Genomic DNA, 26,268 nt, shown 5'->3' on the forward strand with positions numbered 1-26,268 from the left:
GTCATGCCATGTCGTTGATGAACGTACGCCGCCAGAAGTCACTCGAGATTTTTCCCCGCATTGAGCTTCTCGAACTGACGGAGGATCTCATTGCCGCGCTTGACCGCGTCGTCCATCGCCTGCTGTGGTTGCTTCTGGCCCGCAAAGACCGCCTCCACCTCCTTTTGCTGCGCTAGCATGGTCTGCACGAAATTGCCGAAACGGAAGCCGCGTGAGTTCTCGTTGGGTGTACCGCGCGATAATTGTAGCACGGCAATCTCTCGAGTCGGATGGTCCTTGTAATAGCCTCGCTCGCGCGCCAACTCGTAGGCGCGATTGGTCGCGGGAACGTAGCCGGTCGCGCCATGCCACCACACCTGTGTCTCCGGCTGGGCAATGAAATTGAGGAAGGCCGCCACTGCCTCGTAACGCTCCAGCGTATGGCCCTTCATCACCCAGATCGCGCCGCCGCCGATGGTGCTGTTGAGCGGCGGATTGATGTCGCTCTCATGCGGCAGGAACGTAGCGCTCCAGTTGATGGTAGCGTTACGCTCGATATTGCCGTGCGACGCGGTCGAGTTGACGAATGTCGAACACCGGCCGGATGTGAACAATTGCTCGGGGCTGAAGCCCTGCCCCGCAATTTGCATGATGCCGTCGTCGAGCCATTTCTTCAGGCGCGCGACTTGGGAGACCACTTTGGTTTTGTTGTAGACGAACTCCGTGCCAAGCCCGTCAAAGCCGTTGGCAAGCGTGCCGTACGGCTGATTGTTGATGGCGCTGTAGTTCTCCAAGAGGCTCCAGTAAAAATCGCCGGGCAGTACGGTGCCGCACTCGCTGATGCCCTTAGCCTTGATGGCGTAGAGCTGCTTTTCCAGCTCCTGCCAGGTGCCAGCCGGCTTGTCGAAACCCGCCTTCTGGAAATGATCCTTATTGTACCAGAATATCGGCGTGGATGAGTTGAACGGCAGGGCCGACATCCGCCCCTTGTAGCTCCAGAAGCTCGCCACCGGTTTGATGAAGTCGGCGGAATCGATCTTGTAGCCCTGCTTCTCCAGGAGGTCCTGCACTGGTACGACCGCCTCCGACAACAACATGGTAAGGTAGCCACGCTCGGCGATCTGAACCATTTCCGGCGGCCGCTTGGCGCGGTAGGCGGCGATGACGCCATTGGTTACCTCATCGTAATTGCCCTTGGCGACCGCGACGACCGTGTACTTGTCCTGCGACTTGTTAAACCTCTCAACGAGCTCGTTGAGCCGATCACCCAGTACACCACTCATCGCGTGCCACCACTGCACCTCTATCCGCGCAGCTTTCGCCGAGGGGGCCAACGCCAAAACCGTAAACAAAACGGCGATGAAAATAGCGCGTTTCATGGTTGGTCCTCCCTGTCAAAGCTCGGTCAGCTGGCCGGCCTCGACGCCCATTGAGCATTTGTATTTATACAATGACATATGTCCCGGCGCGATGAAAGGGGGCAGATTTGTTTCACCGCACACGCGCCATCCGCGGGTTAGGCGCGCGCCTTCAGCCGAAGGCGGCCAGGCTATGGCCGCCGACAAGCTATTCTGTCGCACCACAAATGATTTATTTTGGGAACAGCTTGTCCCGAATGTAGCGCGAGGTCGCCGTAAGTCGGATCCCGCGCGGCTTTCGCCAGGCAACCTTGTCGATCTCTTTCTTGTCACCGATCTTCAATGGACCTGAGGCTTTCTTTGCGACGAAGATGGCGTCGCTCATCCTTCGACCGGTCTCCCGGTTCTTGCCTTTCACCTCCTTCCACAGCTTGAGCTCGCCAAGTTTGAGCTTGGGCAACTCTTCGCGGATTTCACGGTGAAGGCACTTCCTTTCACTTTCCCCGTCTTGCTTACGGCCGCCCGGAAACATCCAGAGCTTGTCACGCCGTCGCCTGACGAGCAGGATCCGCCCTTTCTTCGCCGCAACCAGTTTTGAAGACTTTGTCATTTCAGTCAGCCAACTCGATCAGAACCGGTTGATGATCGGACGCATCGGTCTGGCCATTGACGTCCACGTGCCTGATTCGATCAACCAGATCTTCCGTCACGAAGATGAAGTCGCGGCAATCGGGGCCATCTGTCCATTGCGCGTGATCATACAGCCCGCAGGTTGGAGATCGCGGCACGCCGGGCCGACCAGCTGTCCAGGCATCGCGATAGTTGAGGCCGGGCCGGATGGACCGGTCAATCATCGCGTGCTGCGGATCGGTGACGTCAAAATTGAAATCGCCGCACATCAGGCTCGATGCCGCAACCGTCTGGCTTTCATAGGGCTCGTCGGGCTGTCTGGTGGGCGCCTTCGGACCGGTCGACGCGTCCTCCTGCAAGTCGAGCAGACGCGTGATCTGCGCCTCGCGCTGCGCGACCGAATGATATTCGAGATGCGTGTTGACGATACGTAGAGCGCGGAAGGAGGCCTGAACCGTCACCTCCAGCGCGTGGCGCCGCATACTGCGCACGCTCCCCGCGCCCGGCCACGGCAGGATGTGGTTGTTGATCTGCACGACTGGCAGGCGCGACAGGGTCATGTTGCCGAAGCGATGCAACTGCCCGGCCTGATCGACGGTTTCGATCGCGGGCCGGAATATCGGCAGGTGGCCCGGCAGCAGCGCGGCGAGCTCCGCGCTCTGATCACCTCCCCCGTCATACTTGGCGAAATTCGAGCTTACCTCCTGGAAACAGAAGACGTCGGCATCCATCGTTTCCCTGGCAATCGCGACGATCCTCGCCAGATCGGTCACGCCGTCGCAGCCCTTGCCGCATTGAATGTTCCAGGTAAGAAGGCGCATCAACGAATGCCTGCACGCATGAAGGATTGAACGAACTGCCGCTGGAAAAGCAGAAACGCGATCAGCAGCGGCGCCATGGTCATCACCGTTGCCGCGGTGATGACCGACCAGTCCACGCCGGTCTCCGGCGCGCCGAATACCGCGAGGCCGACGGTAAGCGGCCGCGCCTCGACCGAGTTCGTCACGATCAGCGGCCACAGAAAATTGTTCCAGTGGTAGCTGACCGAGACGAGACCGAACGCTAAGTAGGTCGGACGTGCCAGTGGCACGTAGACCCGCCACAGGATTCCCAGCGGCCCCGCGCCCTCGACCCGGGCGGCCTCGACCAGCTCCTGAGGGACGCTTTTGAAGGTCTGCCGCAGCAGGAAAATGCCAAAGGCGCTGGCGAGATAAGGCAGCGCAATCGCGGGAATTGTGTCCAGCAGACCAAGCTTGGCAATCGCGCGATAATTCTCGACGATCAGCACGTCGGGCATGATCATCAGCTGGAGCAGAACGAGCGCGAATGCGATGCCGCTGCCCCTGAACTTGAAGCGCGCAAAGGCATAGGCCGCGAGCGTCGAGAGAATGAGCTGCCCGATCAGGACCAGGGTAACAAGGACAATCGTGTTGAGGTAATAGCGGGCGAATGGTGCCTGCTTCCAGGCGCGCGCAAAATTCTCCAGCGTCCATGGCGCGGAGAGGCTGAACGACGTCGCATAGGCGGCCGGATGCAGCGCGCTCCAGAAGGCATAGGCCAATGGCGCGAGCCAGATTAGAGCCAGGACCCAGGCAGCGACGGCCTCGACGGGATGTGTCCGGCCTCTCATTGGTAGTGGATCCTGCGATCGAGATAACCGAACTTGACCAGTGCAACGGCACTCAGCAGCACCAGGAGCACCACCGTCAGCGTCGCAGCGTAGGACGAATCCTGGAACGTGAATGCGACTTCATAGATGTAGTACAGCAGCAGCGTGCTGGCGTTATTCGGACCACCCTTGGTCATGATGACGAGCTGATCCACCAGTTTGAACGAGTTGATCACCGCGTTAATCGCCACGAACAACGTGGTCGGCATCAGCAAGGGAAACGTGATCCGGCGGAAGGTGTACCAGCGGCCCGCACCTTCGATGGAAGCAGCTTCCTCGAGGTCTGGTGAAAGTTGCTGAAGGGCTGCGAGGTAGAAGATCATGAAGAATCCGGCCTCCTTCCAGATCACCATCACGATCAGGCAGCTCATGACCGTCGAGGGATCGCCAAGCCAGTTCCAACCACCGAGACCGAAAAGGCCGCGCAACTGATCGAGCAGGCCGTAATCCGGGGTGTAGAAGAACAGCCAGATGTTGGCGACGGCGATCATCGGCAGCACCGTCGGGGTGAAATAGGCCAAACGCAGGAAACCGCGGCCGCGCATGTTCCGATTGACCCAGATCGCCATTAGCAAGGCCAGAGCGATTGACGCGGGAATGGTGCCGAGCGCGAACCAGAAATTGTTGACCAGCGCCTTCCAGAAGATCGGGTCGGCTGCCATGGCCTGATAGCTGTCGAGGCCGACAAAGACCTCGGTGCCGTTGCGGCGCGTGATGAACAGCGAATTTCGGATCGTCGCCAGGATCGGGTAATGGGTGAACGCCACCAGCAACACCGCCGCTGGCAACAACAAAAGCCACGCGTTTACGGCATTCCACCACGCCTGCGATCCAGCGCGGCGTGGTGCAATCGGCGATGATACGGCGGTGTCGGTCATTCGCCAGGCGGTGGGATGGCGGCGAACCACCATCCCACCATTGTCCTTACTTGTAGGTTCGCAAGACGCGATCGGCCTGCTGCTGGGCGGCGGCCAGCGCCTCCTGCGGCTTCTGCGTGCCGGTGACCGCCGCCTGCACGGCATCATTGACGAATTTGTAGATGCGGCCGTTCTCGTGGACGGAGAGCTCGGGCACCGCATGCTCGAGCTGATCGCGCGCGACGGTCGCCTGGGGGAAGCCCTTGGCATAGTCCTGCATCGCACTGGTCTTGTAGGCGGCAGGCGACACGGCGACATAGCCGGTCTTCATGCTCCATTCCGCCGCGCGGTCGGGCGCAGTCATCCACTCGATGAACTTGACGGCCGCCTTCTGCTGCTCGGGCGAGGCGCTCTTGAAAATGTAGAAGCTGCCGCCGCCGGTCGGCGATCCGCGCTGCTCTTTGGCCGGAAGCATGGCCACACCAAACGGGAATTTTGCGGCATCCTTGACGGCAGTCAGATTGCCGGTGGTATGCCACATCATCGCCGTCTTGCCTTCGAGAAAGTCCGTGCGCAGCGTGGCCCAGTCGACGCTGCCCGTCGGCATGACATTGTGCTTGCGCGACAGGTCGACCCAGTAATCAAGCGCGGCGACAGTCTTCGGCGCAGTCAGGTAGACCTCGTTGCCGGGCTCGTTCATCATCTTCTGGCCATTCTCGATGGCCAGCGCCTGCAGCATCCAGTAGCCGTAGCCGGTCGAGGGAATCTCGACGCCCCAGCGCGTGGTGTTTCCTGAGCTGTCCTTCTTGATCAGCTTCTTCGACATCTCGACCATTTCGTCCCAGGATGCCGGTGCCTTCTCCGGATCAAGGCCGGCCTCCTTGAAGGCGTCCTTGTTCCAGTACAGCACGATGGTCGAGCGCTGAAACGGGATGCTCCAGGTCTTGCCGTCGATCTGGCCGTTGGCCATGAAGGCCGGATAGAATTCCTTGAACCAGGCCTTGTCACTGACGAGACCGTCGAGCGGCACGATCGCGTTCTCGTCCATCAGCGTGAACACGTCGGTGGACAGCAACACCGACAGTTGCGGCGGCTGGCCGCCCTTCATCGCCGTCATCGCCTTGGTCATCGTATCCGTATAGTTGCCGGCATAGACCGCCGTCACCTTGATATCCGGATTGTCCTTCTCGAAGCGCGAGACCATGTCGTCGACGATCTTGGTGACGGGCCCACCGACCGCAACCGGATAGTACATCGTCAGATCCACCGCGGCCGCCGGGCTGACGGCGCCCATGGAGAATGCAGCGAACGCGGCTGCCATTAACATCGTGCGTCGAGCAAACATCTTGGTCTCCTTCGTTATCTGTCTTGGCCGTTCTAAAGCCACCGCTCTCAACGGTCGGAGGCTGCCAGCCGCCCCTCTTTGACAATGTGTTCCAGCCGGACTTCCGTGGTGGAATCGAACCGGTGTTCGTGCCCCGCGTCCCACGCGATCCCGACGTTTTCGCCCGGTTGAACCTTGCTGAAACCATCAAGCCGCACCGAGATGGGCTGCCCATCAATCTCGCACAGTACGATGCTGTCCGCGCCGAGATGCTCGACGGCCTTGACGCGCACGACATGATCGCCGCCTGCGACGATGCGGATGTGCTCCGGCCGGATGCCGATGAGCCGATCGCCCTGCCGCACGAGATTCATCGGCGGCGTGCCGATGAAACGCGCCGTGAACGCCGTTGCGGGGCGGTTGTAGAGCTCCTCCGGCGAACCATTCTGCTCGATGCGACCGTCGCGTATCAGCACGACCCGGTCGGCCATCGTCATGGCTTCCGTCTGGTCATGGGTCACGTAAACCATGGTCATGCCAAGGCGCTGCTGCAGCGCGCGGATCTCGGTTCGCATCTCGTGGCGCAGCTTGGCGTCCAGATTCGAGAGCGGTTCGTCCATGAGACAGACCCGCGCTTCCGCGATGATCGCCCGTCCTAGCGCCACGCGCTGGCGCTGGCCGCCGGACAATTGCGAAGGCTTGCGCTCAAGCAGATGGCTTAGCCCGACGATGTCGGCCACACGCTTGAGCCGTTCGTCCCGCTCGGCGCGCGATACGCGCCGCACGCGCAGGCCGAACACGATATTCTCGGCCACGCTCAAATGCGGAAACAGCGCATAGGACTGGAAGACCATGGAGATCTTCCGCTGCGCAGGGGTGAGATGCGTGACGTCGACGCCGCCAATGGTGATCGTGCCCGCATCGGCTTCTTCGAGCCCCGCAATCAAGCGAAGCGTAGTGGACTTGCCGCATCCGGAAGGCCCGAGCAGCACCAGCAGCGAGCCCTCGTCCGCCGTCAGACTGACGTCATCGACAGCGCGCATCGCACCCCAGAACTTGGAGACGTGGCTCAGCGTGATCGCCGACATGGCCGATTCGCTCTCGATTGCGGTGATCTGTGCAAAATGTCGCCGCGCAAACGCGTTGCGTCCTGCTCGCGCGGAGCAGCGCAAGGTCGGTCACGACACGCAGACCGATCCATCCGTGTCTCTCCCCATGACCACGCAACATTCATCGGCGTAGCGATTATTTTGTTCATATGAACATAGTATGACAGCATATGAAATAGAAATTTGCGCCAAGCATGTTCGAATGATACTTTCGGTGGGCACGGAGAGCCCATGCTCAGCACCACCACCGAACGCCAGGCCCACATTCTCGAGATTGTGCGAGGCGAAGGTTTCGCCTCGATCGAGCATCTTGCGACGCGGTTCGACGTGACGCAGCAAACCATTCGCCGCGTCGTAAATGCGCTCTGCGACCAGGGGCTGCTCCGGCGGATCCACGGCGGCGTCAGCCTCCCCGTCCAGAATCAGAACCTCGCCTATGGCAGCAGGCAGGGATTGAACGCCGACGCCAAACAGCGCATCGCGCAAGCGACCGCGAAACTTATTCCCGATGGCGCGTCGCTGATGATCGGGCTCGGCACGACGCCCGAATATGTCGCGCAGGCACTCTCCCGCCGCGGCGATCTCAGAGTGATCACCAATAGCCTGAACGTCGCCGCGGCGTTCGCACACAATCCAGACGTCGAAATCACGATCGCGGGCGGTACGCTCCGCTCCCTCGACCGCGATATCGTCGGCGAAGCCGCCGCACGTTTCTTTTCGGGCTTTCGCGCCGATTTCGGGATATTCGGCGTCGGCGGAGTTGATCAGGACGGGACGCTGCTCGATTTCCATGTCGATGAAGTCAAAGCTCGGCAATCCATAGCGGCCAACGCGCGAACGGTCGTACTGGTGGCCGACATCACCAAGTTTGGGCGCAATGCGACAGTTCGAGGCGGCCACCTCGACGACTGCCATCATCTCGTTATCAATGATCGGTTGCCAGCGGCGTTCCAGCCGATCGCCGACAGATATGGCGGTCTAATTCACGCGGCGAACGACGCGCGCACGCTCGATGCGGCGGGCGTCCTTCGCTAAGTCGAATTCCTATATGGCTGGGCCGATGGCATGCGCGCCGGACTGAGCCGGCTTGAACATGATCTTCTCGACATTTCGCCTGACAGCGCCGTTCAGCGAAGAGTTACGCATCTCGGCTGACGCCGACCAGATCGTTTACGCAGGTCGGAGGGTCTGTGTCCGATTTTGCTGACGCTGATAAGCGAGCGACGAGCTGTCTCGTTCTAGTCGTTCCAAGGAGCGCCGTCGCCCGAACTATGACAAGCCCGAGGCTGTCCGATTGACGGGTAATGCTGAAGATGGGCCTGTTCCTCACCACAGATCGGCACGATCTTCTCAAAACGGATCGTGTTGCGGCTACCGACATTAAGGCATTACAGCTCGGCGCGATCTTCGCGCGGCGACTCGTTACAAGTCCCTTATTGCATCAGTGAAACGGTTGCGCGGTGCCCTCACAAGGAATGGGTCAAGAGAAAATGATCTCTTTCCTTGCTTTCGACTTTATTGCCCCACGAAAGAGCTTTTTCTTCTTCCGCTAGCCCATCGTTCTCCAGACTTTCTTTGGCTTCACTAGAGTGAACGTCATAGACGCAGTTAAATGAGGCCGCGCGGCACGCTCCCTCCTCCACTTTTGATTTCGCAGTCACCCATCCTGGACGGCGAGAAGCCGGCTAACATTGCAGTCGGGAGATGGTCATGCCGCGGCGACCAGCCAAAGTCACACAGGCAGATATTGCTCGCGCGATCCGCGCCGCTAAAGAAGCTGGCGCGAGCGCGGTCATAGTTGATGCAGAAGGCACTATTCGGATCTCGCTAACAACGAGTGCCTCAGGTCCCCAACCGGTGGATGATACTGACCCGGTATGGACACCTTCTGAAGCATTACGGCTTCACCTGAAGCGCACCGAAAGCGGGTGAAACGCACCTTATGCAATTGATGCGGAGTCACCGCATCGCTAGACTCCAGGCATTGGTCCACGGAGACGCCAATGCTTGGGAAGGAACGACGCGACCCCCGCGCAGCCGGGGATCGTCGGATGTATCTCTATTTCAACTATTCCGAGTCCGGCTCACTGCGCTGGTACGTGAAAGTCAGCAGTAAGGGCCGAAGGATCGGGATCGCCGAGGAATACGGAACGCCAGCGTTCGACGCTGCCTACGAGGCAGGCGTTGCGGCACTGGGGGGAGTTCTGCGCATGCGTCGCGTCAAAGGCATGGCGAAGCCGGACCAGCCGGAACGTCGCTACCTGCACGTCGACGTAAGCCAACGTGGTCAAGTCAGGTACTACGTGCAACTGCGCAACCGGCTGCCGAAGATCCGGATCAAGGCTGCATACGGCACGACTGAGTTCGGCGACGAGGTGGATGCCGCGGTTGCCGCCCAGATCGCGCTATACGGCGACGAGAGCGATTACATCAACGCGCAGAAGCCGCAACGAGGACCGCCCTGCTCCACCGAAGACGCCGGCACGCCCCGGTACGCTGCGCTGGTACTGGAACGGCTACAAGCGAAGTGACCACTGGCTCGGCGATCTCAGTGTCGGTCACGAGGGCCTTGCGGAATCGACCCGACTCCAGCGTACCGGACTGATCGAGTCGCTGCTGCCCGAGAATGGCGAGAAGCCGTTTGCGGTGCTGACGCGCAAAGTCATCAGGGCGGAGATGAAGGCGCGTACCCCGTCGCAGGCGGGCAACTTGTTATCGGCGGTTCGGGGCATGATCCGCTGGATGATCGACGAGGGACATCTCGACGAAGACGACGATCCGACCATCGGCCTGAAATCCGGCAAGGCAAAAGCGAGCCGCGAAACTGGCGGTTTTCTGCCCTGGACCGAGGACGACATGGCCCGCTACCGCGCGAGGTGGTCGCTGGGCACCGAAGCCCGGTTGATGTTCGACATCCTGCACTACACATTCCTGCGGCTTGGAGATGCCCATCGTTTTGGGCCACCTCACCTGCGGCAGATCGTTCGGAAGATGGCAGTGCAGATCGCCACCGACAAGAGCCGGGGCAATACCACCGTAACGGTGCCCGTCCATCCGGAGTTCGCCGAGAGCCTGAGGGCAGCGCGCGCGGCAAACATCGTCGGCGCCGAGGTATTCACCGGCAAACTCGTCCGCGGTCGGGTTCTCCCGATGAACAAGAAGGCATGGGCGGCCAAGTTCAAAAAATTCGCGGTCCTGGCCGGGGTGAATGAGCCGAAGAAAAGCTGCCATGGCGTCCGCAAGGCGAGAGCCGAAGTCGCGGCCTACGCCGACTGCACCGAGAGCCAGATGATGGCGATGTTCGGCTGGACCGACCCCAAAATGCCCGCCCACTACATCGCTCAGGCGAATCGAGAAAGGCTCGGGATCAGCGGGATGGAGAAAATCGTCACGTTCGATCGGGGCCAGTCACTTGATGATTTTGTGCCCAGGCAGGAGACTAACAGCGTGAGAACGTCGCGCGCGAACGAAGTGGTAACTTTCCCGGGTAACATTCGGAAAAAAGTCTAATGATTTCAACGTGAAAGGTGGGTTTGTGGTGCGCTCGGAGGGACTCGAACCCCCACGATTTTACTCACTGCCACCTCAAGGCAGCGCGTCTACCAATTCCGCCACGAGCGCTTTGGGGATGCCGGCTTAGGGCTTGAGGCCTGCCGGATCAACGGCGCCGATCTAACAAATCCATCAGAGGGGTACAAGCCTGCAAAGGCCCAGAATTCCACAAGCTTGGCAGGAAAAATCCGGACCCATGCCCGGATCGGCCCTATCGAGTGTCCCGGCCCCGCCGGGTACCCGGGGCCGCTACCGCGTCCCCGTCGTGCGTGGCAGCATCTGCTTGACCTCGACCGCGATCCGGTTGCGGTCGACCAGCACGACGCCCGAGGCGACCGGCAGATTGTTGGCGAGAACCTTGACCTCGTCGGCCTCGGTTGCGTCCAGTTCGATGATGGCGCCGCGGGAAAGACGTAATACTTGATGGATCGGCATGGTGGTCGTCCCGAGGACGACCATGAGATCCACGGTGACTTTATCGAGAGTGGGCACTGTCAGGACCGCCGCAACTTGGGACTTAAGCCAAAGGACTTGGCATTTGCTCCCCAGATGATCACCACGTTATGGTTAGCCAATGGTTAATTCGCCTCAAAACCCCCGCCAAGACCTCGATTTGACGTCGTTTTCCGCCTCCACCGGCGAGCCCGTGGAATGGCGAATCTCGGACGCGCCGGTGCCCTATCCGGAGGCCGTGGCCGCCATGGAGGCGCGAGTCGCCCAGATCGCCGCCGGCGAGGCGCCCGAGCTGGTCTGGCTGCTCGAGCACCCCCCGCTCTACACCTCCGGCACCTCGGGCAAGGAAACCGACCTGCTCGATCCCCGCTTCCCGACCTTTGCCACCGGGCGCGGCGGGCAGCTCACCTATCACGGGCCCGGCCAGCGGGTGGCCTACATCATGCTCGACCTCAAGCGGCGCCGGCCGGACGTCCGGGCCTATGTCGCGAGCCTGGAGGAATTGATCCTGCGGACGCTCGCCGCCTTCAATGTCCGCGGCGAGCGGTGCGAGGACCGGGTCGGCGTCTGGGTGAAGCGCCCCGACAAGGGGCCCGAGCACGAGGACAAGATCGCGGCGATCGGCGTGCGGCTGAAGCGCTGGGTCTCGTTCCACGGCATCGCCATCAATGTCGAGCCGGAGCTGTCCCATTTCGCCGGCATCGTGCCCTGCGGCGTCGCCGATCCCCGCTACGGCGTCACCTCGCTGGTCGATCTCGGCAAGCTCGCGACCATGGCCGATGTCGACGTCGCGCTGCGCCAGGCGTTCGAGGAGCTGTTCGGGCCAACCCGCGCGCTGGTGGCGGAAGCGGCCGTCTAGCGTTTCCTGTTGGACACACACCGCCCGCATTCTCCGCAGGCGCGGAATCGGCTACGGTCGATCCCGGTGCCGCCCACGCCTCCCCCCTCCGCCGGGAAAGCAGACTTCATGCCGGGCGAATGATCATCGGACCGACTGTTCGAGCGCCAGGCATAAGGAGGGATTGCGCTTTCTGCTCGCAATGGGAGGTTTTGACGATGAGACTCTCTGCGCCGATCTATCATCTGAAGCGACGAGCCAGGCGCCTGTCGCGCGAGGAAGGCATTCCGCTCCACGACGCGCTTGACCGCATCGCTGCGACGGAAGGGTTTTCCGCCTGGAGCATGCTCGCGGCAAAGGCCGCCGCTCTGACGCCCGCCAATCGCCTGTTCCCGCAATTCCGGCCGGGTGATCTGGTGCTGGTGGGCGCGCGCCCCGGTCAGGGCAAGACGCTGATGAGCCTCGAACTCGCGGTGGAGGCCATGAAGTCGGGCCATCGCGCTGCGTTCTTCTCGCTCGAATACACCGAGAAAGACGTATTCGACCGCTTGCGGGCGATTGGCGTGGACCCCGCGCAATTCGCTGAGATGTTCGAGATCGACTGCTCCGACGCCATCAGCGCCGACTACGTCGTCAAGCAAATGGCCGCGGCGCCTCGTGGCACGGTCGTGGTGATCGACTATCTGCAACTGCTCGACCAGAGGCGGGAAAATCCTGATCTCGCTGTTCAGGTGCGCGCACTGAAATCCTTCGCGCGCAACGCGGGGCTGATCGTCGTCTTCATCTCCCAGATCGATCGATCCTATGATCCGTCGGTCAAGCCGTGCCCAGACCTCGACGATATCAGGCTGCCGAACCCGCTGGACCTCAAGCTGTTCGACAAGACGTGCTTCATCAACAACGCCGAAGTCCAGTTCCGCGCGGCGAGCTGATGGCTTCAGGCCGCGGGCGAGTTTCTTCACCCGCGGCTTGCGACCTCAAGCTGCCTGCAACGCAACTTCGAGCTTGCCGGCAATGTAGCGCCGCTCCTGGGTCAGGCCGCCAAAGCCGTAGGCGTCGCCCTTGACCTCGTCGACATGCAGATACGTCTCGGGATGCAGCGGGCCCAAAATCTCGGCCATGCGCTTGAACATTGCGGCGAGATAGGCCGCCTTCTCGTCCTTGGTGTTGGTGCCTTCGCTGACATGGATGTCGATCCAATAGCTGGCCAGTTTCTGCTCGGCGAGCGACTTGCCGCCGGCGAACCAGTCGCCTGCGTCGACCGATTTCACGATGATGGCGGTCACCCTGGGATCCTTGTGCAGGATCTTTGCGGTGAGCTCCGACACGGCGTTGGCGATATCGGCCTTCAGCGACGGCGACTGGCGAGAGGCGGTGTAGGACACAGTGATCAGGGGCATGGTGGTTCTCCTCAAGATGCTGCGCGGCGTTTGCGCGGCGTTGATGAGAAGGTAGACCTTGCTCCGTCATTTTAGTATCTTATCTCTGTTGATACCAGTGATAACCATTCATAATGACAGCCACACTCGACATCGCCACCATCAAGGCCTTCCTGCTGGTCGCCGACCTCCAGAGTTTTACGCGCGCCGCCGAAGCACTCGGCACGACGCAGGCCGCCGTCAGCCTCAAGCTTCAGCGGCTGGAGGCACTGCTGGGAAAACGCCTCGTCGAGCGCTCGCCGCGGGCGGTCCGGCTCACCGCCGACGGCGCCGCGTTCCTCGATCGCGCCCGCGCACTGATGGAGGCGCATGACAGTGCGCTGTCGGGCGACGCCCCGGCCGCGCAGTCGCTCTCGCTTGGTATCTCCGATCACGCCGCGGGCCCCGAGCTGGTGCCGCTGCTCGAACGCCTGCATGCGATGTCGTCCGACCTAACCCTCGCCGTCACCATCGGCTTCTCGCGCGAGATGCAGGACGCCTATGACGCGGGCGAATTGGACGCCGTGATCGTCCGCCAGGAAGGCAGCCGCCGCGGCGGCGAGAAGCTGACCGAGGATGAGTTCGGCTGGTTCGCCGCTCGACGCTTCACCCTGCCGAAGGGTGAGCCGCTGCCGCTCGCAACCCTCGCCCCGCCCTGCGGCGTCCGCGCCGTCGCCATCCGCGCGCTGGACAAGGCCGGCCTCGCCTGGCGCGAACGCTTTGTCGGCGGCGGCGTCACCGCGGTGGTCGCGGCCGCGCTAGCTGGCCTCGCGATTGCGCCGCTCGCGCGCCGGATCGCGCCTCCCGGGCTGATCGACGTCGGGCCTGCGCACAAGCTGCCGAAGCTCGGCAGCTCGAAGGTGATGCTGCATTCGAAGGTCAGCGATCCCGCCAAGCTGACAGCGCTGCGCGCGGTCGCTGCGACGTTCCGGAGCGTGGCGGCTTAGCTCGCAAGTCACCCCTTTTCCGTGCCGGCAAATCTGCCTGCGACATACCAATAACCCAACCCGGCGAAGCAGCCGGCGACCACGAACAGCCAACCCAGTTCGGCGAATGAAGCGAAAGACCGGTAGAGCGCCATCTGGCTCGCGGCTCCGATCAAGCCGCCCGCAGGAACAAAGAATGCGAGCGATCGGATACAAAACCGTTCGCTCAGCCAGATTGCCGCAATCGACGGAATGCCACTGAGCACGCAAACGAAGAACAAGATCAGTGGCACGCCGATCAAGATCGCGAAGACAAAATCCCACGGGGACATTGGGGTGACGCGATTGGCACTAGCCAACGCCAGGATGAACAGAAAGAACAGCCGAATAACGGCCGTCGCCGTCAGGCATCCGCCAAGCCAGCCTCGTGTCGTCCGGGCGCAGGTCTCGCAAGCCATGACATCACCTCACAGGATCGCCTCGAACGCGCTGCGAAGCGTTTCGTGCCGAAAGACAAAGCCGCGGCTCAGCGCCTTGTTCGGCAGCACGCGCTGACCGCCGAGCAGGAGTTCGTCGGCAAAGCCGCCGCCGATCCGGCGCAACAACCCGCCGGGGATACGAAACACCGCGGGCCGGTGCAGACGGCGGCCGAGCTCTTCGGTGAACTTTGCGTTGGTGACCGGGATCGGCGCGGTGGCGTTGACGGGCCCAGTGAGATCGGGCGTCGCCATCACATAGGCAATCAGCCGGATCAGATCGTCGCGCTCGATCCAGGACATCCACTGCCGCCCGGTGCCGAGCGGACCGCCGAGGCCGAACTCGAACGGCGTCAACATGCGCGTGATGAAGCCGCCTTCGGTGCCCAGCACGAGGCCGATGCGCAAACAGACCACGCGGACGCCAAGCTCCTCGGCCGGCCGCGCCGCCTTTTCCCACGCCGCGCACAGCTCGTGGCTGAAGCAGGCATGTGACTTCGCCGATTCCGTCAGCACCTGGTCGGCCCATAGGCCGTACCAGCCGATCGCAGAGCCGTTGACGAGGACCTCCGGCTTGCGCTCGAGCCGCGCGATCAGATTTACGACCTCGCCGGTCATGTCGATGCGGGAGCCGAGAATTTTCGCGCGCTTCGCCTCGGTCCAGAGGCCGTTGCCGATCGGCTCGCCGGCGAGATTGACGATGGCGTCGATTGGCGTGTCCGCGGCGAGCTGATCAAGGCTGGTGATCAGCGTGACCGGCGGCGGCAGCATCTCGGCCTTCGCGGGGTTGCGGATCAGCGCGATGACGTCGTGCCCTGCCCCGCTGAGGCTCGCCGCTAGGCGGCTGCCGATGAAGCCGGTGGCGCCAGTGATCAGCACGGTCTTGCGGCCGGGGAGCTTCTCGACGAGCCCGTGCGCGGGCACGCTTCGCATGCGGCCGAGCCGGCGCATCGCGGCAAAGTCCCTGACGCCGCAGAGCGCTGCACCGACTGCGCAGGCAGTGGCGGCGATGCTGAGCAGGCCCTGATACACGACACTCACGCCGAACGGCTGCATCGCCCATTCGATCAGCACCGGCAGCAGCAGCACCAGGATGGCGCCATAGTTGATCGCGAGCAGCGTGTGGTTGATCCGCTCGCTCGGCGGCAGTTTGCGGCTCAGATCCTCCTCGACGAAATCCATCAGCGTAGTGACGATCTCGGCGACCAGGACTGCCACGATCAGGATCGCCAGCACGCCGTAAACCTCCAACCAGTCGAGCAGCAGGAACAGCAGCGCATAGAGCATGTTGCGGATGCCGTGCAGCTTCAGCTCGAAACGCTGCGACGGGCGCTAAGCCAGGCGCTCGGTGAATTCGTGGTGATAGAAGGTGTCGAACACGCCCATCACGATCTGGATGGCGATGAGGGTCCACAACAGCGGCGTCATGATACGGCCTCCCTGAAGACGGCGGACTGGTGGATCAGCGCGCCGTAACGCGGGTGAGTGACATCGAGGGTGAAACGAAAGGCGCCCTCGCCGAGATCGCTATGCGTCACCGTGGGATCGCCGGGCGTGAGCCATTGCGGCAGCGGGATCCACAAGCGTCCGAGCTGGAGTCCGTAACCGGCACTACGGAAGGTCAGCGCCTGTCCCTCGACCGCGATGCGGAGCGCCATCGAGACGCCGAAGCCGACATATTCCTCGAGCCCGGTCGGGCCGGCAAAACGCTTGGCGGAATGGATCACTTGCGGAAAGCCGCGCTTGCGCGTGCAGATGCGGGTCCAGGTCTGGCCGCCGGTCGCGCCGTCCTCGGTGACGGTCACGATCATGGGGACACCGGTGTCACGGCCGGTCGGCAGCGGTCCGCCGATCAGGCGAGCGGCTTGCGCGAACCACCAGCCGATCTCGCTGAAGCTGACCTCGTCGACCACGCCGAGATAGACGACGCTGTCGCCGTCGGCGACGCGTTTCGAGAAGCGCCGCCAGGTCGCGAGCGGCAGCCGGCCCCAATCCTCGTCCGACAGCAACGCGCGGAAGCGGCGGTCGTCGAGTAGTTTGACGTGAGCTGAGGGAGATGCGCTGGAGCCTGATAATCGAGCCGACGTCATCGCACCCTCCTCAACGCTATTTGGCCTTGCCCAGCGGCAGCAGGTTGGCGATCTTCTCGCCAAGCCGCATCAAGGCGACCAGCCGCGGTCGCGGCACCTTCAGCATCTGCATGAACCAGTGGTCGGCGAGCTCGGTGAAGGCGAGCATCTCCTTCAGCCGTTTGGCTGCGACCGGATTGATGGTGGGATCGTCGGCCGCATCGGACACGCAGGCCCGGAGCGCCGTGATCGCCGGATCGAGCTCCCGCTCCTTGCGCCGTGCCGCGATTCTCGCGGCGACCTCCCAGATGTCGGTCTCGGCCTCGTAATGGTCGCGGCGGTCACCGAGGATCGGCACCCGCCGGATCAGATTCCAGGCGAGCAGCTCCTTCAGCGAGTTCGAGACGTTGGAGCGCGCCATGCCGAGCGTGTCGGCGATGTCCTCGGCCGTCATCGGCGCCTCGGCGAGATAAAGCAGCCCGTGGATCTGGCTGACCGAGCGGTTGACGCCCCACCCGTCCCCCATGTCGCCCCAATGCAGGATGAAGCACTCGACGGCGGCGGGCAGTTTCTTCTTTCCGGTTATTTCTGTCATAACAGAAATATCTGACGAGCGCGACTGATTGTCAAGAGCGCTCGCCGGCTTGCCTCCTGTATACCGTCCGTCGTATTTGCCTAAAAACGGCCCAGAGAACGGGAACCAAACACCCTTCCGGGCGTTTGCCCCGGTTCCAGGCGGGTTGAGAATGACGACAAAGTCCAGTCAACAGAGAGACTTGTTCGAAAGCGAGCGCAGTTTTCGGCTGTTGGTGGAAGGAGTCGCGGACTACGCGCTCTACATGCTCGATCCCACCGGGATCATCACGAGCTGGAACATCGGCGGCGAGCGGATCAAGGGCTATTCGCCCGAAGAGATCGTCGGCCAGCATTTCTCGCGCTTCTACACCGAGACCGACCGCGCCAACGGCAAGCCCGCCCGTGCCCTCGGCATCGCGCGGGACCACGGTCGCTACGAGGAGGAAGGCTGGCGCGTTCGCAAGGATGGCACGTTCTTCTGGGCGAGCGTCATCATCGATCCGATCTACGAGCACGGCAGCCTGGTCGGCTTCGCCAAGATCACCCGCGACATCACCGAGCGGCGCAATTCGCAGCTCAAGCTCGAAGCGATGCAGAGGCAGCTTGCCGAGTCGCAGAAGTTCGATGCGCTCGGGCAGCTCACCGGCGGCGTCGCGCACGACTTCAACAACCTCCTGATGATCATCAGCGGCAGCCTTCACATCCTCAAGAAGCGCGACGAGGACGAGGCCAAGATTCAGCGCGCGATGTCCGCGATCGAGACCGCAACCAAGCGCGGCGCCGCACTGACCGCCCAGCTCCTGACCTTCGCGCGGCGGCAGAGCGTCAATCCCCAGGCGATCCGCTTCGGCGACCGCATCGAGGCGATCCGCGAAGTGCTTCACGCCGGCGTCGGGAGCGCCGTTCGTCTCGCCTTCGACATCGACCGCGAGGTCTGGTCGGTCAAGGCCGATGTCTCCGAGCTCGAGACGGCGCTGCTCAATCTCGTCATCAACGCTCGCGACGCCATGCCCGACGGCGGTACCGTGACGGTCGGCGCACGCAACGTCGTCCTGAACGATCCGCTCCACAGCGGCGAGTACGTCGCCATCACCGTCGCCGATACCGGGCTTGGCATCCCCTCGGACGTCGTCAACAAGATCTTCGAACCGTTCTTCACGACCAAACCCGTCGGAAAAGGCACCGGCCTCGGCCTGTCGCAGGTGCACGGCTTCGCTCATCAGGCGGGCGGCACGGTCAGGGTCGCAAGCGAGCTCGGCAAGGGCACGACCTTCACCATCCTGCTGCCGCGCGAAACCGCGACCGCACCAATCGATATCCCTGAAGCAGTGCCGGTTCCCGGTAGCGGCACCGTGCTGCTGGTCGAGGACAATCCCGACGTCGCGCTCGTCAGCATCGGATTGCTGGAGCAGCTCGGCTATCGCGTGCACCGGGTTGCCGACGCCGAGTCCGCCTTGCGCGAGCTCGAGAAGAACGGCGTCGACTTCGTGTTCACCGACATCGTGATGCCCGGCAAGATGGACGGGCTCGGCCTCGCCCGTCATCTGCGCCAGATCCACCCTGGCCTGCCGATCCTGCTCGCCACCGGCTACAGCGAAGCCGCCGCCGATGTCCGCGGCGACTTCCCGATCCTGCGCAAGCCCTACGAGATCCACGAACTGAGCGAGGCGATCTCGAAGTTGCCGCGGTGATTTTTCACCTCTCTCCGTAGGAACGGGGCGAGGGAGCGCACCGCCGCTGCGGGGCGAGGTGTGACTCTCACACCGTCGGCAATACCGAAAACGCTTCCCCTGCCCTCCGCAGGTTCAACTCATCGGCACCGGCCGTCTCGCTCGTCACGCTATCCACACGCGATGACGGCGGGCCATGGCGGCACAGCGCGACCATGTCGGCGACGTGCTTCGGTGTGCCTGCGAACAGCGCCTCCACGCTGCCGTCGCGGCGGTTGCGAACCCAGCCTTCGAGGCCACTCGTTGTCGCCTGATACTCGACCCAGGCCCGATAGCCGACGCCCTGCACGCGGCCGCGGATCATGACCTGGAGGATCGCCCGGCTCATTTTTTCAGCCCGAGAAAATCAGCGCTGCGCGCCTTGACGTCGGTCTCACGCATGACGCGGTTGGTCAGGTCCGGCGACGGGAGGCCTGTGAGGTTCTTCGGCGGCCTGCCCTCGCGCAACGCTTTCTGCGTCTCGTAGACGGCCTGCATGGCAGCCGCGATCGGCGCGTGGCCCTGAAGCGCGATGCGGACGCGCTGGCTGGCGAGATAGTCAATCGCGTTCAACTCGTCCGGCGCGCCGCCGAGCACGATGGGGAGATGCGTCGCGGCTACGATGGCTTCGAGCTCAGCGCGCGACTTGACGCCGGTGAAGAACAGCGCGTCGACGCCGGTCGCCTCATAAGCCCTGGCGCGGCCGATCGCATCCTCGATCGAGATGACCGAGGCAGCTCCAGTGCGGCCCATGATGACGAGCGAGGGATCGCTGCGGCCATCCAGCGCCGCCTTCATCTTGCCGACGCCTTCTTCCAGCGAGATCAGCTGTGTCTTTGCCTCGCCAAAGGCGGCCGGCAACAGCGTGTCCTCGATGGTGAGACCGGCGGCGCCCGCGGTCTCCAGCTCCTGCACCGTGCGGCGCACGTTGAGCGCATTGCCATAGCCGTGATCGGCATCGACCAGCACCGGCAGCGTCGCCGCGCGCGACATCCGCCGCATCTGCTCGGCAAGCTCGGTGAGTGTGATCAGCGTGACATCGGGGTCTCCGAGCACCGCGAGCGAGGCCACCGAGCCGCCGAACATGCCGAGCGGAAAGCCGAGATCCTCGGCGATGCGGATGGAGATCGCGTCATAGACCGAGCCGGGATGAACGCAGGCCGAGCCGGTCAGGATCGAACGCAGTTTTTCGCGGCGGGAACGAAAGGCCATGGTGCCCTCTCAACTGTTGCGACGCAGCCGCAACATACTCCGTCATTGCGAGCGCAGCGAAGCAATCCAAAATCTTTCCGCAGAGGCAGTCTGGATTGCTTCGCTGCGCTCGCAATGACGGTGTTGGTGGGGCCAGTGAGGGCCCCACTCACTTGCTTTACGCAAACTCCAGAATCAGCGCGTCCACCGCGAGCGTCGCGCCCGCGCTGGCGTGGATCTTCTTCACCGTACCGTCCTGCTCGGCACGGAGCACATTCTGCATCTTCATGGCTTCGATCACCGCGAGCGTCTCGCCGGCCTTGATCTCCTGCCCTTCGGTCACCGCGATCGAGACCACGAGGCCTGGCATCGGGCAAAGCAGCTTCTTGCCGGTGTCGGAGGCCGTGGTCACCGGCATCAGCCGTGCCGAGGCTGCTTCCGCCTCGGTCCAGACATAGACCGGCACCTCGACGCCCTGGTGCGCAAGGCGGATGCCGTTGGCGATCGGGCGCGCCTGCACCGCGACGAAATGGCCGTCGATGGTGCCCTGCCAGACCGGATCGCCCGGCTTCCACGGCGACTGCAGCAGATGCGCATTGCCGGCCTTGCCTTCGGCATCGACGAACCGGATCGCGATCGCCTCACCCTCGCGTCCGACCTCGAGCAGAATCTCCTGGCGGTCGAGCCAGACCGCGCGGCGACGCTCGCGCTGCACGACGCGGCCGCCCATCTGTCCCGAGATCTGCCGCTTGCGCTCCCCTAACACGTGGTCGATGGCGGCGCCGACCGCGGCGATCCGCCGCGCGACCTCGCCTTCGGGCACGCGCACGGCAAAGCCCTTGGGGAATTCCTCGGCGATGAAACCGGTCGAGAGCCGTCCCTCGCGCCAGCGCGGATGGTGCATCAGCGCCGACAGGAACGGGATGTTGTGCCTGATACCCTCGACATAGAACGAATCCAACGCGGTGGCCTGCGCCTCGATCGCAGCCGCGCGCGACGGCGCATGCGTGACGAGCTTGGCGATCATCGGATCGTAATAGATCGAGATCTCGCCGCCCTCCTGCACGCCCGTGTCGTTGCGCACGGTGATGCCGTCCTGGCTGGCTTCGGCCGGCGGGCGATACTTCACGAGGCGCCCGATCGAGGGCAGGAAGTTGCGGAACGGGTCCTCGGCGTAGAGGCGGGATTCCACCGCCCAGCCGGTGAGCGTAACGTCCTTCTGGCTGATCGCGAGCTTCTCGCCGGCGGCGACGCGGAGCATCTGCTCGACGAGGTCGATGCCGGTGACGAGCTCGGTGACGGGATGCTCGACCTGAAGGCGCGTGTTCATCTCCAGGAAGAAAAAGCTCTTGTCCTGCCCTGCGACGAATTCGACGGTGCCGGCGGAGTCGTAATTCACCGCTTTGGCCAGCGCGACGGCCTGCTCGCCCATCTTGCGGCGGGTGGCCTCATCGAGCAGCGGCGACGGCGCCTCCTCGATGACCTTCTGGTTGCGGCGCTGGATCGAGCATTCGCGCTCGCCGAGATAGATGACGTTGCCGTGCTTGTCGCCCAGCACCTGGATCTCGATGTGGCGGGGATCGACGATGAATTTTTCGACGAAGACGCGGTCGTCGCCGAACGAGGCTTTCGCCTCGGCCTTGGCAAGGTTGAAGCCCTCGGCAACCTCGCTCTTCGAATGCGCGATGCGCATGCCCTTGCCGCCACCGCCGGCGGAGGCCTTGATCATCACGGGATAGCCGATCTCGTCGGCTATCTTCACCGCGTGCTTGTCGTCCTCGATGACGCCGAGATAGCCCGGCACGGTCGAGACCTTGGCCTTCGCGGCGGCCTTCTTGGATTCGATCTTGTCGCCCATCGCGGCGATCGCGCCCGGGTTCGGGCCGATGAAGACGATGCCGGCAGCCTCCAGCGCGCGCGGAAACGCCTCGCGCTCGGACAGGAAGCCATAGCCGGGATGCACGGCCTCGGCGCCCGTCTTGCGGCAGGCCTCCACGATCTTCTCGATCACCAGATAGCTCTCGGCGGCTGCGGGCGGGCCGATCAGCACGGCCTCGTCGGCCATCTCGACATGGAGGGCATCGCGGTCGGCCTCGGAATAGACCGCAACCGTCTGAATTCCCATGCGGCGAGCGGTCTTGATGACCCGGCAGGCGATTTCGCCGCGATTGGCGATCAGAATGCGTTTGAACATGCTTTTCTTGAGTCTCGACCTTGGGCGGGACCCTTCCCTGGCCGTTGGGGCCTGCGGGGACGGGCCGTGTGACCCCCGTGGTACATCAAAATCGGCCGGAGGCAACGGTCTAAATCCGCGCCCTCTGGCGTACCAGCGCAAGACCGAAATGGGCCTGGTGAGCCCCTGAGCGCACCTACGGCTTCGCGGCCTTGGCCACGTCCCTGACCAAGCCGTGAATGAAGCCCAGCTTGCCGACCACCGCCGGAGACAGGATGAACGGATAGAGATCGCGCAGCCCCATGGCGCGGTTGACGCTGTTGATGGCGAAGGTGAAGGGCAGCCATGCATTGACGAGCGCCTCGACGTCCCTCGTCTCATAGGGGTTGAAACGGATGCGCGCCGTCAACTCCCCGTCGCGATCGACCCGGGGGCGCACCTCCATGCCGAACTCGGAGGCCATCTCCAGGGTGTCGACGATGTGGAGGTAGTGCGCCCAGGTCTCGGCGAAATCCTCCCAGGGATGCGTGGTGGCGTAGGCCGAGACGTAGGTCTGCTGCCAGTCCGGCGGCGCGCCTTCGGCATAATGGAGCTGCAAGGCCTGGCCGTAATCGGCGGAATCGTCGCCGAACACGGCGCGGCATTGCTCCAGCCTGCCGCCCTCGCGCACCAGCACGTCCCAGAAGTAATGGCCGACCTCGTGGCGGAAATGCCCGAGCAGCGTGCGGTAGGGCTCGCCCATCTCGAGCCTGCGCCGCTCGCGCTCGATCTCGTCGGTCTCGGTCAGCGCGATCGTGATCAGGCCGTTATCGTGGCCGGTCATGATCCTCTGGCCGCTGTTCGGATCGTCGGCGAGGAAATTGAAGATCAGCCCATGTTCGGGATTTTCCTGCCGCGTCTGGAGCGGCAGCTTCCAGCGGATCAGGGAATAGAACAGCCGGTGTTTCGCCACCTCCAACTCGCGCCAGCCGGCGAGCTGAACCGGATCGGACAGATCGGGCACGATGCCGTTGTGGCGGCAGGCGCGGCAATAGCCGGTGGTATCGCCCGCATCCGTCAGCCAGTTGCACGCGTCGTATTCGGCGTTACGGCAAAGCATCCGCCCCTTGCCCTTGTCGGCGAGCGTCATCCAGGCCTCGCCGTCGGGCTCGATCGCCGACATCGTCTCCTTCTCCGGCAGGAACGCGACGCGGTGGCCGCAGCGTTCGCAGGCGCGGTTCTCGAAATAGAGAACGTTGCCGCAGTCCTGGCAGACAAAGAGCTTCAAGATTTAGCCTCTTCGGGAAGGGAGTCTTATGATTAAGAGTTGCGACGCCTCGCAAATACGCGCGCGGGGGCTCATCGTTCCAACATTCGGGAACAAATAGCCAGACCCGGCGTTCGTTCATACCCGCCCCTGCGATCGGTGGCCCTTTCCGTCCTTATCCCCTTTTGAGTAATGGCTATCACGCTTTGTCTGTGGGAATATCGGCCCGGCACGTGCGCTCTTGCATCACAACGGCCGACACCTTGAACGATCCCTTGCCCGATACCAGCGCCGCCGAAAGGCTGCGCCAGCACCTCGAAGAGATCGCGCGCGAGCGCGACAACGCCTATCACGCGCTCCAGGAGCGCGAGGCAGAGCTGGCGCGTATCCAGCGCATCGGCAAGGTCGGCGGCCTCGAGGTCGACTTCCGCGAAGGCTTCAAGAACCGCCGCTCGCCGGAATATCTGATGCTCCACGGGCTGCCGGCGGATGCCACCGACGAGTCGCATGAGGATTGGGTCAACCGCATCCATCCCGAGGATCGCGACGCCGCGGTCAAGCACTTCCTCGATGCGCTGGCCGGGACGAACGAAGACTACACCGCCGAATACCGCATCATCCGCCCCAACGACGGCGAGACCCGCTGGATCCGCGTCGTCGCCAAGTTCGAGCGCGACAGTGACGGCCGCGCCATTCGCCTCGTCGGCGCCCATATCGACATCACCGCCCAGGCGCTCGCGCGCGAGACGCTGCGCGAGAGCGAGGAGCGTTTCCGGCTGATCGCCGACAGCGCGCCGGTGCCGATCTGGGTCACGAAGCTCGACCGCACGCGCTCCTTCGCCAACCAGGCCTATGTCGACTTCATCGGCCTGCCCTACGACCGGGCCATCGATTTCGACTGGCGCAAGATATTGCATCCGGACGACCTGCCACATGTGCTGCAGCAATCCGTCCAGGGCGAAGCGTCGCTGAAGCCGTTCGTGCTGGAAGCGCGCTACAAGAACGCCAGCGGTGAATGGCGGTGGCTGCGCTCGGAATCGCAGCCGCGCTGGGACCCGACCGGCAAGCATATCGGCTTCATCGGCGTCGCCCACGACATCACCGCCGCCAAGCAGGCCGAGATCGAGCTGAGGCGACTCAACGAGACGCTGGAGGAGCGCATCACCGAGCGCACCGCCGAGCTCGAATCCAACGAGGCGCGGCTGCGCGCGATCCTGGAGACAAGCAACCAGTATCAGGGGCTGGTCAATCTCAGGGGCGAGCTGCTCTACGCGAACCGGACTGCGCTCGATGGCATTCGCGTGGAGGCCCGCGACGTCATCGGCAAACCGTTCTGGGACACGCCCTGGTTCAACCAGACCCAGGGCATGAGCGCTGTCGTGCGCGAGGCCTTCGACACCGTGCTCAGAGGCGAAGCGGTGCGACTGGAGATGCGCCTGCGCCTGCCCATCGGGGAGCGCGATTTCGACTTCGGCATGCGTCCGGTGCTCGACCGCCACGGCAATATCACCGGTGCGGTGCCCGAGGCCGTCGACATCACCGAGCGCCGTCGCGGCGAGGAAGCGCTGCGGCAGTCGCAGAAGATGGAGGCGATCGGCCAGCTCACCGGCGGCGTCGCCCACGACTTCAACAACCTCCTCACCATCATCCGTTCCGCGACCGACTTCCTGCGCCGCCGCGAGCTGCCGGAAGAACGCCGCCGCCGCTATGTCGACGCCATCTCCGACACCGTGGAGCGCGCCTCCAAGCTCACCGCGCAGCTTTTGGCCTTTGCGCGCAGGCAGCCGCTGAAGCCGCAGATCTTCAACGTCGGCAGCCAGGTCGAGGCCGTGGCGCAACTGGTCCGGCCGCTGGTCGGCGGCCGCATCGCGATCGCCGTCGAGGTGAACGATGCCGACTGCTTCACGGTGGCCGACATCGCGCAGTTCGAGACCGCGCTGATCAACCTCGCCATCAACGCCCGCGACGCCATGGATGGCGAAGGCCGCCTCACCATCGCCGTGCGCAAGGTCGCGGGCATCCCGAGCCTGCGTGCGCAGTCGGCGCGCGGCGGCGACTATGTCGCGATCTCGGTTGCGGACACCGGCAGCGGCATCGCCCCTGAAAACATCGACGCCATCTTCGAGCCATTCTTCACCACCAAGGAGGTCGGCAAGGGCACCGGCCTCGGCCTCAGCCAGGCCTTCGGCTTCGCAAAGCAGTCCGAGGGCGACATCGCGGTGACGAGCACGCGCGGCGAAGGCGCGACCTTCACCATCTATCTGCCGCAGGCGCACAGTCCCGCCGCGGAGAAGGACGCTGCGGCACTGACCAGCGAAGCCGCCACCACCGGGCGCGGCTATCGCGTGCTCGTGGTCGAGGACAATGACGACGTCGGCCAGTTCTCGACCGAGCTGCTGGAAGATCTCGGCTATGTCGTCCGCCGGGTCGCCAACGCCAATGCGGCGCTCGGCATTCTCGGCGAGAACGAATTCGCCGTCGACCTCGTCTTCTCCGACGTCATCATGCCCGGCATGAACGGCGTCGAGCTCGCCGGCGTCATCCGCGAGCGCTATCCGGGCCTGCCCGTTGTGCTCACAAGCGGCTACAGCAACGTCCTCGCCGAGAACGCGCATCGCGGGTTCGAGCTGATCCAGAAGCCGTATTCGGTGGAGTCGCTGTCGCGCATTTTGCGCAAGGCGATCACGGAGAAGTTGGCGGCGGCAAGGTGAGTAA

The 26,268-nt window shown here is 63.4% G+C and carries 24 protein-coding genes, 1 tRNA gene and 1 pseudogene; 8 read left to right on the forward strand and 18 right to left on the reverse strand.

What is annotated here, in order from left to right; all coding sequences use genetic code 11:
- Positions 1-38: 38 nt before the first annotated feature.
- From CT676_RS16060 to CT676_RS16090, 7 genes are all read right to left on the reverse strand, one after another.
- Complete coding sequence (locus CT676_RS16060; RefSeq protein ID WP_039151995.1) at positions 39-1,358, reverse strand: extracellular solute-binding protein; 1,320 nt, start codon at positions 1,356-1,358, stop codon at positions 39-41.
- 211 nt (positions 1,359-1,569) lie between these two features.
- A complete protein-coding gene (locus tag CT676_RS16065; RefSeq protein WP_063982693.1) occupies positions 1,570-1,947 on the reverse strand; it encodes an NUDIX hydrolase in 378 nt (125 codons plus the stop codon).
- 1 nt (position 1,948) lies between these two features.
- Positions 1,949-2,788 carry an endonuclease/exonuclease/phosphatase family protein gene (locus tag CT676_RS16070; RefSeq protein WP_135214902.1) on the reverse strand — a complete coding sequence of 280 codons (840 nt, stop codon included), beginning with the start codon at positions 2,786-2,788 and terminating at the stop codon, positions 1,949-1,951.
- Entirely contained in the window at positions 2,788-3,597 is an 810-nt protein-coding gene (locus tag CT676_RS16075; protein WP_135214903.1) for a carbohydrate ABC transporter permease, read from the reverse strand. Before CT676_RS16075 ends, CT676_RS16070 begins: the two co-directional genes overlap by 1 nt.
- A complete protein-coding gene (locus CT676_RS16080; RefSeq protein WP_039157426.1) occupies positions 3,594-4,514 on the reverse strand; it encodes a sugar ABC transporter permease in 921 nt (306 codons plus the stop codon). Before CT676_RS16080 ends, CT676_RS16075 begins: the two co-directional genes overlap by 4 nt.
- Before the next feature lie 46 nt (positions 4,515-4,560).
- Complete coding sequence (locus tag CT676_RS16085; RefSeq protein WP_135214986.1) at positions 4,561-5,820, reverse strand: ABC transporter substrate-binding protein; 1,260 nt, start codon at positions 5,818-5,820, stop codon at positions 4,561-4,563.
- 65 nt (positions 5,821-5,885) lie between these two features.
- Complete coding sequence (locus CT676_RS16090) at positions 5,886-6,905, reverse strand: ABC transporter ATP-binding protein (protein WP_135214904.1); 1,020 nt, start codon at positions 6,903-6,905, stop codon at positions 5,886-5,888.
- A 252-nt stretch (positions 6,906-7,157) separates the two neighbouring features.
- Here CT676_RS16090 and CT676_RS16095 point away from each other — a divergent pair, with 252 nt between their 5' ends.
- The 3 genes from CT676_RS16095 to CT676_RS16100 all read left to right on the forward strand — a co-directional run bounded on the left by CT676_RS16095 (position 7,158) and on the right by CT676_RS16100 (position 10,436).
- Positions 7,158-7,961 carry a DeoR/GlpR family DNA-binding transcription regulator gene (locus tag CT676_RS16095; protein WP_135214905.1) on the forward strand — a complete coding sequence of 268 codons (804 nt, stop codon included), beginning with the start codon at positions 7,158-7,160 and terminating at the stop codon, positions 7,959-7,961.
- A gap of 1,016 nt (positions 7,962-8,977) precedes the next feature.
- Complete coding sequence (locus tag CT676_RS44040) at positions 8,978-9,457, forward strand: hypothetical protein (RefSeq protein ID WP_167768057.1); 480 nt, start codon at positions 8,978-8,980, stop codon at positions 9,455-9,457.
- 115 nt (positions 9,458-9,572) lie between these two features.
- Positions 9,573-10,436: a tyrosine-type recombinase/integrase gene (locus CT676_RS16100; RefSeq protein WP_167768058.1), complete on the forward strand. Its 864-nt coding sequence runs from the start codon at positions 9,573-9,575 to the stop codon at positions 10,434-10,436.
- 26 nt (positions 10,437-10,462) lie between these two features.
- Here the strand turns inward: CT676_RS16100 and CT676_RS16105 are convergent.
- Positions 10,463-10,547: transfer RNA gene (locus CT676_RS16105), tRNA-Leu, on the reverse strand.
- Between the two features lie 180 nt (positions 10,548-10,727).
- Entirely contained in the window at positions 10,728-10,970 is a 243-nt protein-coding gene (locus CT676_RS16110) for a FliM/FliN family flagellar motor switch protein (RefSeq protein ID WP_015685538.1), read from the reverse strand.
- Between the two features lie 82 nt (positions 10,971-11,052).
- Here CT676_RS16110 and lipB point away from each other — a divergent pair, with 82 nt between their 5' ends.
- The gene (gene lipB / locus CT676_RS16115; protein ID WP_135214907.1) at positions 11,053-11,790 is read left to right on the forward strand and encodes a lipoyl(octanoyl) transferase LipB; all 738 of its coding nucleotides are present in this window, start codon (positions 11,053-11,055) and stop codon (positions 11,788-11,790) included.
- Between the two features lie 197 nt (positions 11,791-11,987).
- Positions 11,988-12,701: a DNA helicase gene (locus CT676_RS16120; RefSeq protein WP_135214908.1), complete on the forward strand. Its 714-nt coding sequence runs from the start codon at positions 11,988-11,990 to the stop codon at positions 12,699-12,701.
- 45 nt (positions 12,702-12,746) lie between these two features.
- Here the strand turns inward: CT676_RS16120 and CT676_RS16125 are convergent, their stop codons facing one another.
- The gene (locus CT676_RS16125) at positions 12,747-13,169 is read right to left on the reverse strand and encodes a 4-oxalocrotonate tautomerase family protein (protein ID WP_135214909.1); all 423 of its coding nucleotides are present in this window, start codon (positions 13,167-13,169) and stop codon (positions 12,747-12,749) included.
- 113 nt (positions 13,170-13,282) lie between these two features.
- Here CT676_RS16125 and CT676_RS16130 point away from each other — a divergent pair, with 113 nt between their 5' ends.
- Positions 13,283-14,134 carry a LysR substrate-binding domain-containing protein gene (locus tag CT676_RS16130; protein ID WP_135214910.1) on the forward strand — a complete coding sequence of 284 codons (852 nt, stop codon included), beginning with the start codon at positions 13,283-13,285 and terminating at the stop codon, positions 14,132-14,134.
- Positions 14,135-14,142: 8 nt separating this feature from the next.
- Here CT676_RS16130 and CT676_RS16135 read toward each other — a convergent pair whose 3' ends face one another.
- The 4 genes and pseudogenes from CT676_RS16135 to CT676_RS16150 form a co-directional block, all read right to left on the reverse strand.
- Positions 14,143-14,571: a hypothetical protein gene (locus CT676_RS16135; RefSeq protein ID WP_135214911.1), complete on the reverse strand. Its 429-nt coding sequence runs from the start codon at positions 14,569-14,571 to the stop codon at positions 14,143-14,145.
- A 9-nt stretch (positions 14,572-14,580) separates the two neighbouring features.
- Positions 14,581-16,017: pseudogene (locus tag CT676_RS16140) on the reverse strand (TIGR01777 family oxidoreductase).
- Positions 16,014-16,679 (reverse strand): DUF4166 domain-containing protein, encoded by a 666-nt coding sequence (locus CT676_RS16145; protein ID WP_135214912.1) that lies wholly within the window; start codon positions 16,677-16,679, stop codon positions 16,014-16,016. The pseudogene CT676_RS16140 and the gene CT676_RS16145 overlap by 4 nt, the downstream one beginning before the upstream one ends.
- Before the next feature lie 16 nt (positions 16,680-16,695).
- Positions 16,696-17,253, reverse strand: coding sequence for a MarR family transcriptional regulator (locus tag CT676_RS16150; protein WP_135214913.1), 558 nt, complete (start codon positions 17,251-17,253; stop codon positions 16,696-16,698).
- A 151-nt stretch (positions 17,254-17,404) separates the two neighbouring features.
- Here CT676_RS16150 and CT676_RS16155 point away from each other — a divergent pair, with 151 nt between their 5' ends.
- Positions 17,405-18,925, forward strand: a complete 1,521-nt coding sequence (locus CT676_RS16155) for a PAS domain-containing sensor histidine kinase (RefSeq protein WP_135214914.1) — start codon at positions 17,405-17,407, stop codon at positions 18,923-18,925.
- A gap of 67 nt (positions 18,926-18,992) precedes the next feature.
- On the opposite strand, the gene CT676_RS16160 is transcribed toward CT676_RS16155, so the two are convergent.
- From CT676_RS16160 to CT676_RS16175, 4 genes are all read right to left on the reverse strand, one after another.
- On the reverse strand, positions 18,993-19,292 hold the full coding sequence (locus CT676_RS16160) for an acylphosphatase (protein ID WP_014494616.1): 300 nt from the start codon (positions 19,290-19,292) through the stop codon (positions 18,993-18,995).
- Complete coding sequence (locus CT676_RS16165; RefSeq protein WP_135214915.1) at positions 19,289-20,155, reverse strand: isocitrate lyase/PEP mutase family protein; 867 nt, start codon at positions 20,153-20,155, stop codon at positions 19,289-19,291. The genes CT676_RS16160 and CT676_RS16165 overlap by 4 nt, the downstream gene beginning before the upstream one ends.
- A 157-nt stretch (positions 20,156-20,312) precedes the next feature.
- Positions 20,313-22,328: an acetyl/propionyl/methylcrotonyl-CoA carboxylase subunit alpha gene (locus CT676_RS16170; protein WP_071912973.1), complete on the reverse strand. Its 2,016-nt coding sequence runs from the start codon at positions 22,326-22,328 to the stop codon at positions 20,313-20,315.
- A 175-nt stretch (positions 22,329-22,503) separates the two neighbouring features.
- Positions 22,504-23,574, reverse strand: a complete 1,071-nt coding sequence (locus tag CT676_RS16175; RefSeq protein ID WP_135214916.1) for a putative zinc-binding peptidase — start codon at positions 23,572-23,574, stop codon at positions 22,504-22,506.
- A gap of 212 nt (positions 23,575-23,786) precedes the next feature.
- On the opposite strand from CT676_RS16175, the gene CT676_RS16180 reads away from it, so the two are divergent.
- The gene (locus CT676_RS16180) at positions 23,787-26,264 is read left to right on the forward strand and encodes a PAS domain S-box protein (protein WP_135214917.1); all 2,478 of its coding nucleotides are present in this window, start codon (positions 23,787-23,789) and stop codon (positions 26,262-26,264) included.
- The last annotated feature ends 4 nt before the right edge of the window (positions 26,265-26,268 follow it).

It is taken from the genome of Bradyrhizobium sp. MOS001 (genome assembly GCF_004634465.1).
Classification (GTDB): domain Bacteria; phylum Pseudomonadota; class Alphaproteobacteria; order Rhizobiales; family Xanthobacteraceae; genus Bradyrhizobium; species Bradyrhizobium barranii.

Excerpts from the sequence above, each read along its gene's own strand:
- CT676_RS16060 (WP_039151995.1), bottom strand. The coding sequence starts at position 1,358 with ATGAAACGCGCTATTTTCATCGCCGTTTTGTTTACGGTTTTGGCGTTG.
- CT676_RS16065 (WP_063982693.1), bottom strand. The coding sequence starts at position 1,947 with ATGACAAAGTCTTCAAAACTGGTTGCGGCGAAGAAAGGGCGGATCCTG.
- CT676_RS16070 (WP_135214902.1), bottom strand. The coding sequence starts at position 2,788 with ATGCGCCTTCTTACCTGGAACATTCAATGCGGCAAGGGCTGCGACGGC.
- CT676_RS16075 (WP_135214903.1), bottom strand. The coding sequence starts at position 3,597 with ATGAGAGGCCGGACACATCCCGTCGAGGCCGTCGCTGCCTGGGTCCTG.
- CT676_RS16080 (WP_039157426.1), bottom strand. The coding sequence starts at position 4,514 with ATGACCGACACCGCCGTATCATCGCCGATTGCACCACGCCGCGCTGGA.
- CT676_RS16085 (WP_135214986.1), bottom strand. The coding sequence starts at position 5,820 with ATGTTAATGGCAGCCGCGTTCGCTGCATTCTCCATGGGCGCCGTCAGC.
- CT676_RS16090 (WP_135214904.1), bottom strand. The coding sequence starts at position 6,905 with ATGTCGGCGATCACGCTGAGCCACGTCTCCAAGTTCTGGGGTGCGATG.
- CT676_RS16095 (WP_135214905.1), top strand. The coding sequence starts at position 7,158 with ATGCTCAGCACCACCACCGAACGCCAGGCCCACATTCTCGAGATTGTG.
- CT676_RS44040 (WP_167768057.1), top strand. The coding sequence starts at position 8,978 with ATGTATCTCTATTTCAACTATTCCGAGTCCGGCTCACTGCGCTGGTAC.
- lipB (WP_135214907.1), top strand. The coding sequence starts at position 11,053 with ATGGTTAATTCGCCTCAAAACCCCCGCCAAGACCTCGATTTGACGTCG.
- CT676_RS16120 (WP_135214908.1), top strand. The coding sequence starts at position 11,988 with ATGAGACTCTCTGCGCCGATCTATCATCTGAAGCGACGAGCCAGGCGC.
- CT676_RS16125 (WP_135214909.1), bottom strand. The coding sequence starts at position 13,169 with ATGCCCCTGATCACTGTGTCCTACACCGCCTCTCGCCAGTCGCCGTCG.
- CT676_RS16130 (WP_135214910.1), top strand. The coding sequence starts at position 13,283 with ATGACAGCCACACTCGACATCGCCACCATCAAGGCCTTCCTGCTGGTC.
- CT676_RS16135 (WP_135214911.1), bottom strand. The coding sequence starts at position 14,571 with ATGGCTTGCGAGACCTGCGCCCGGACGACACGAGGCTGGCTTGGCGGA.
- CT676_RS16145 (WP_135214912.1), bottom strand. The coding sequence starts at position 16,679 with ATGACGTCGGCTCGATTATCAGGCTCCAGCGCATCTCCCTCAGCTCAC.
- CT676_RS16150 (WP_135214913.1), bottom strand. The coding sequence starts at position 17,253 with ATGACAGAAATAACCGGAAAGAAGAAACTGCCCGCCGCCGTCGAGTGC.
- CT676_RS16155 (WP_135214914.1), top strand. The coding sequence starts at position 17,405 with ATGACGACAAAGTCCAGTCAACAGAGAGACTTGTTCGAAAGCGAGCGC.
- CT676_RS16160 (WP_014494616.1), bottom strand. The coding sequence starts at position 19,292 with ATGAGCCGGGCGATCCTCCAGGTCATGATCCGCGGCCGCGTGCAGGGC.
- CT676_RS16165 (WP_135214915.1), bottom strand. The coding sequence starts at position 20,155 with ATGGCCTTTCGTTCCCGCCGCGAAAAACTGCGTTCGATCCTGACCGGC.
- CT676_RS16170 (WP_071912973.1), bottom strand. The coding sequence starts at position 22,328 with ATGTTCAAACGCATTCTGATCGCCAATCGCGGCGAAATCGCCTGCCGG.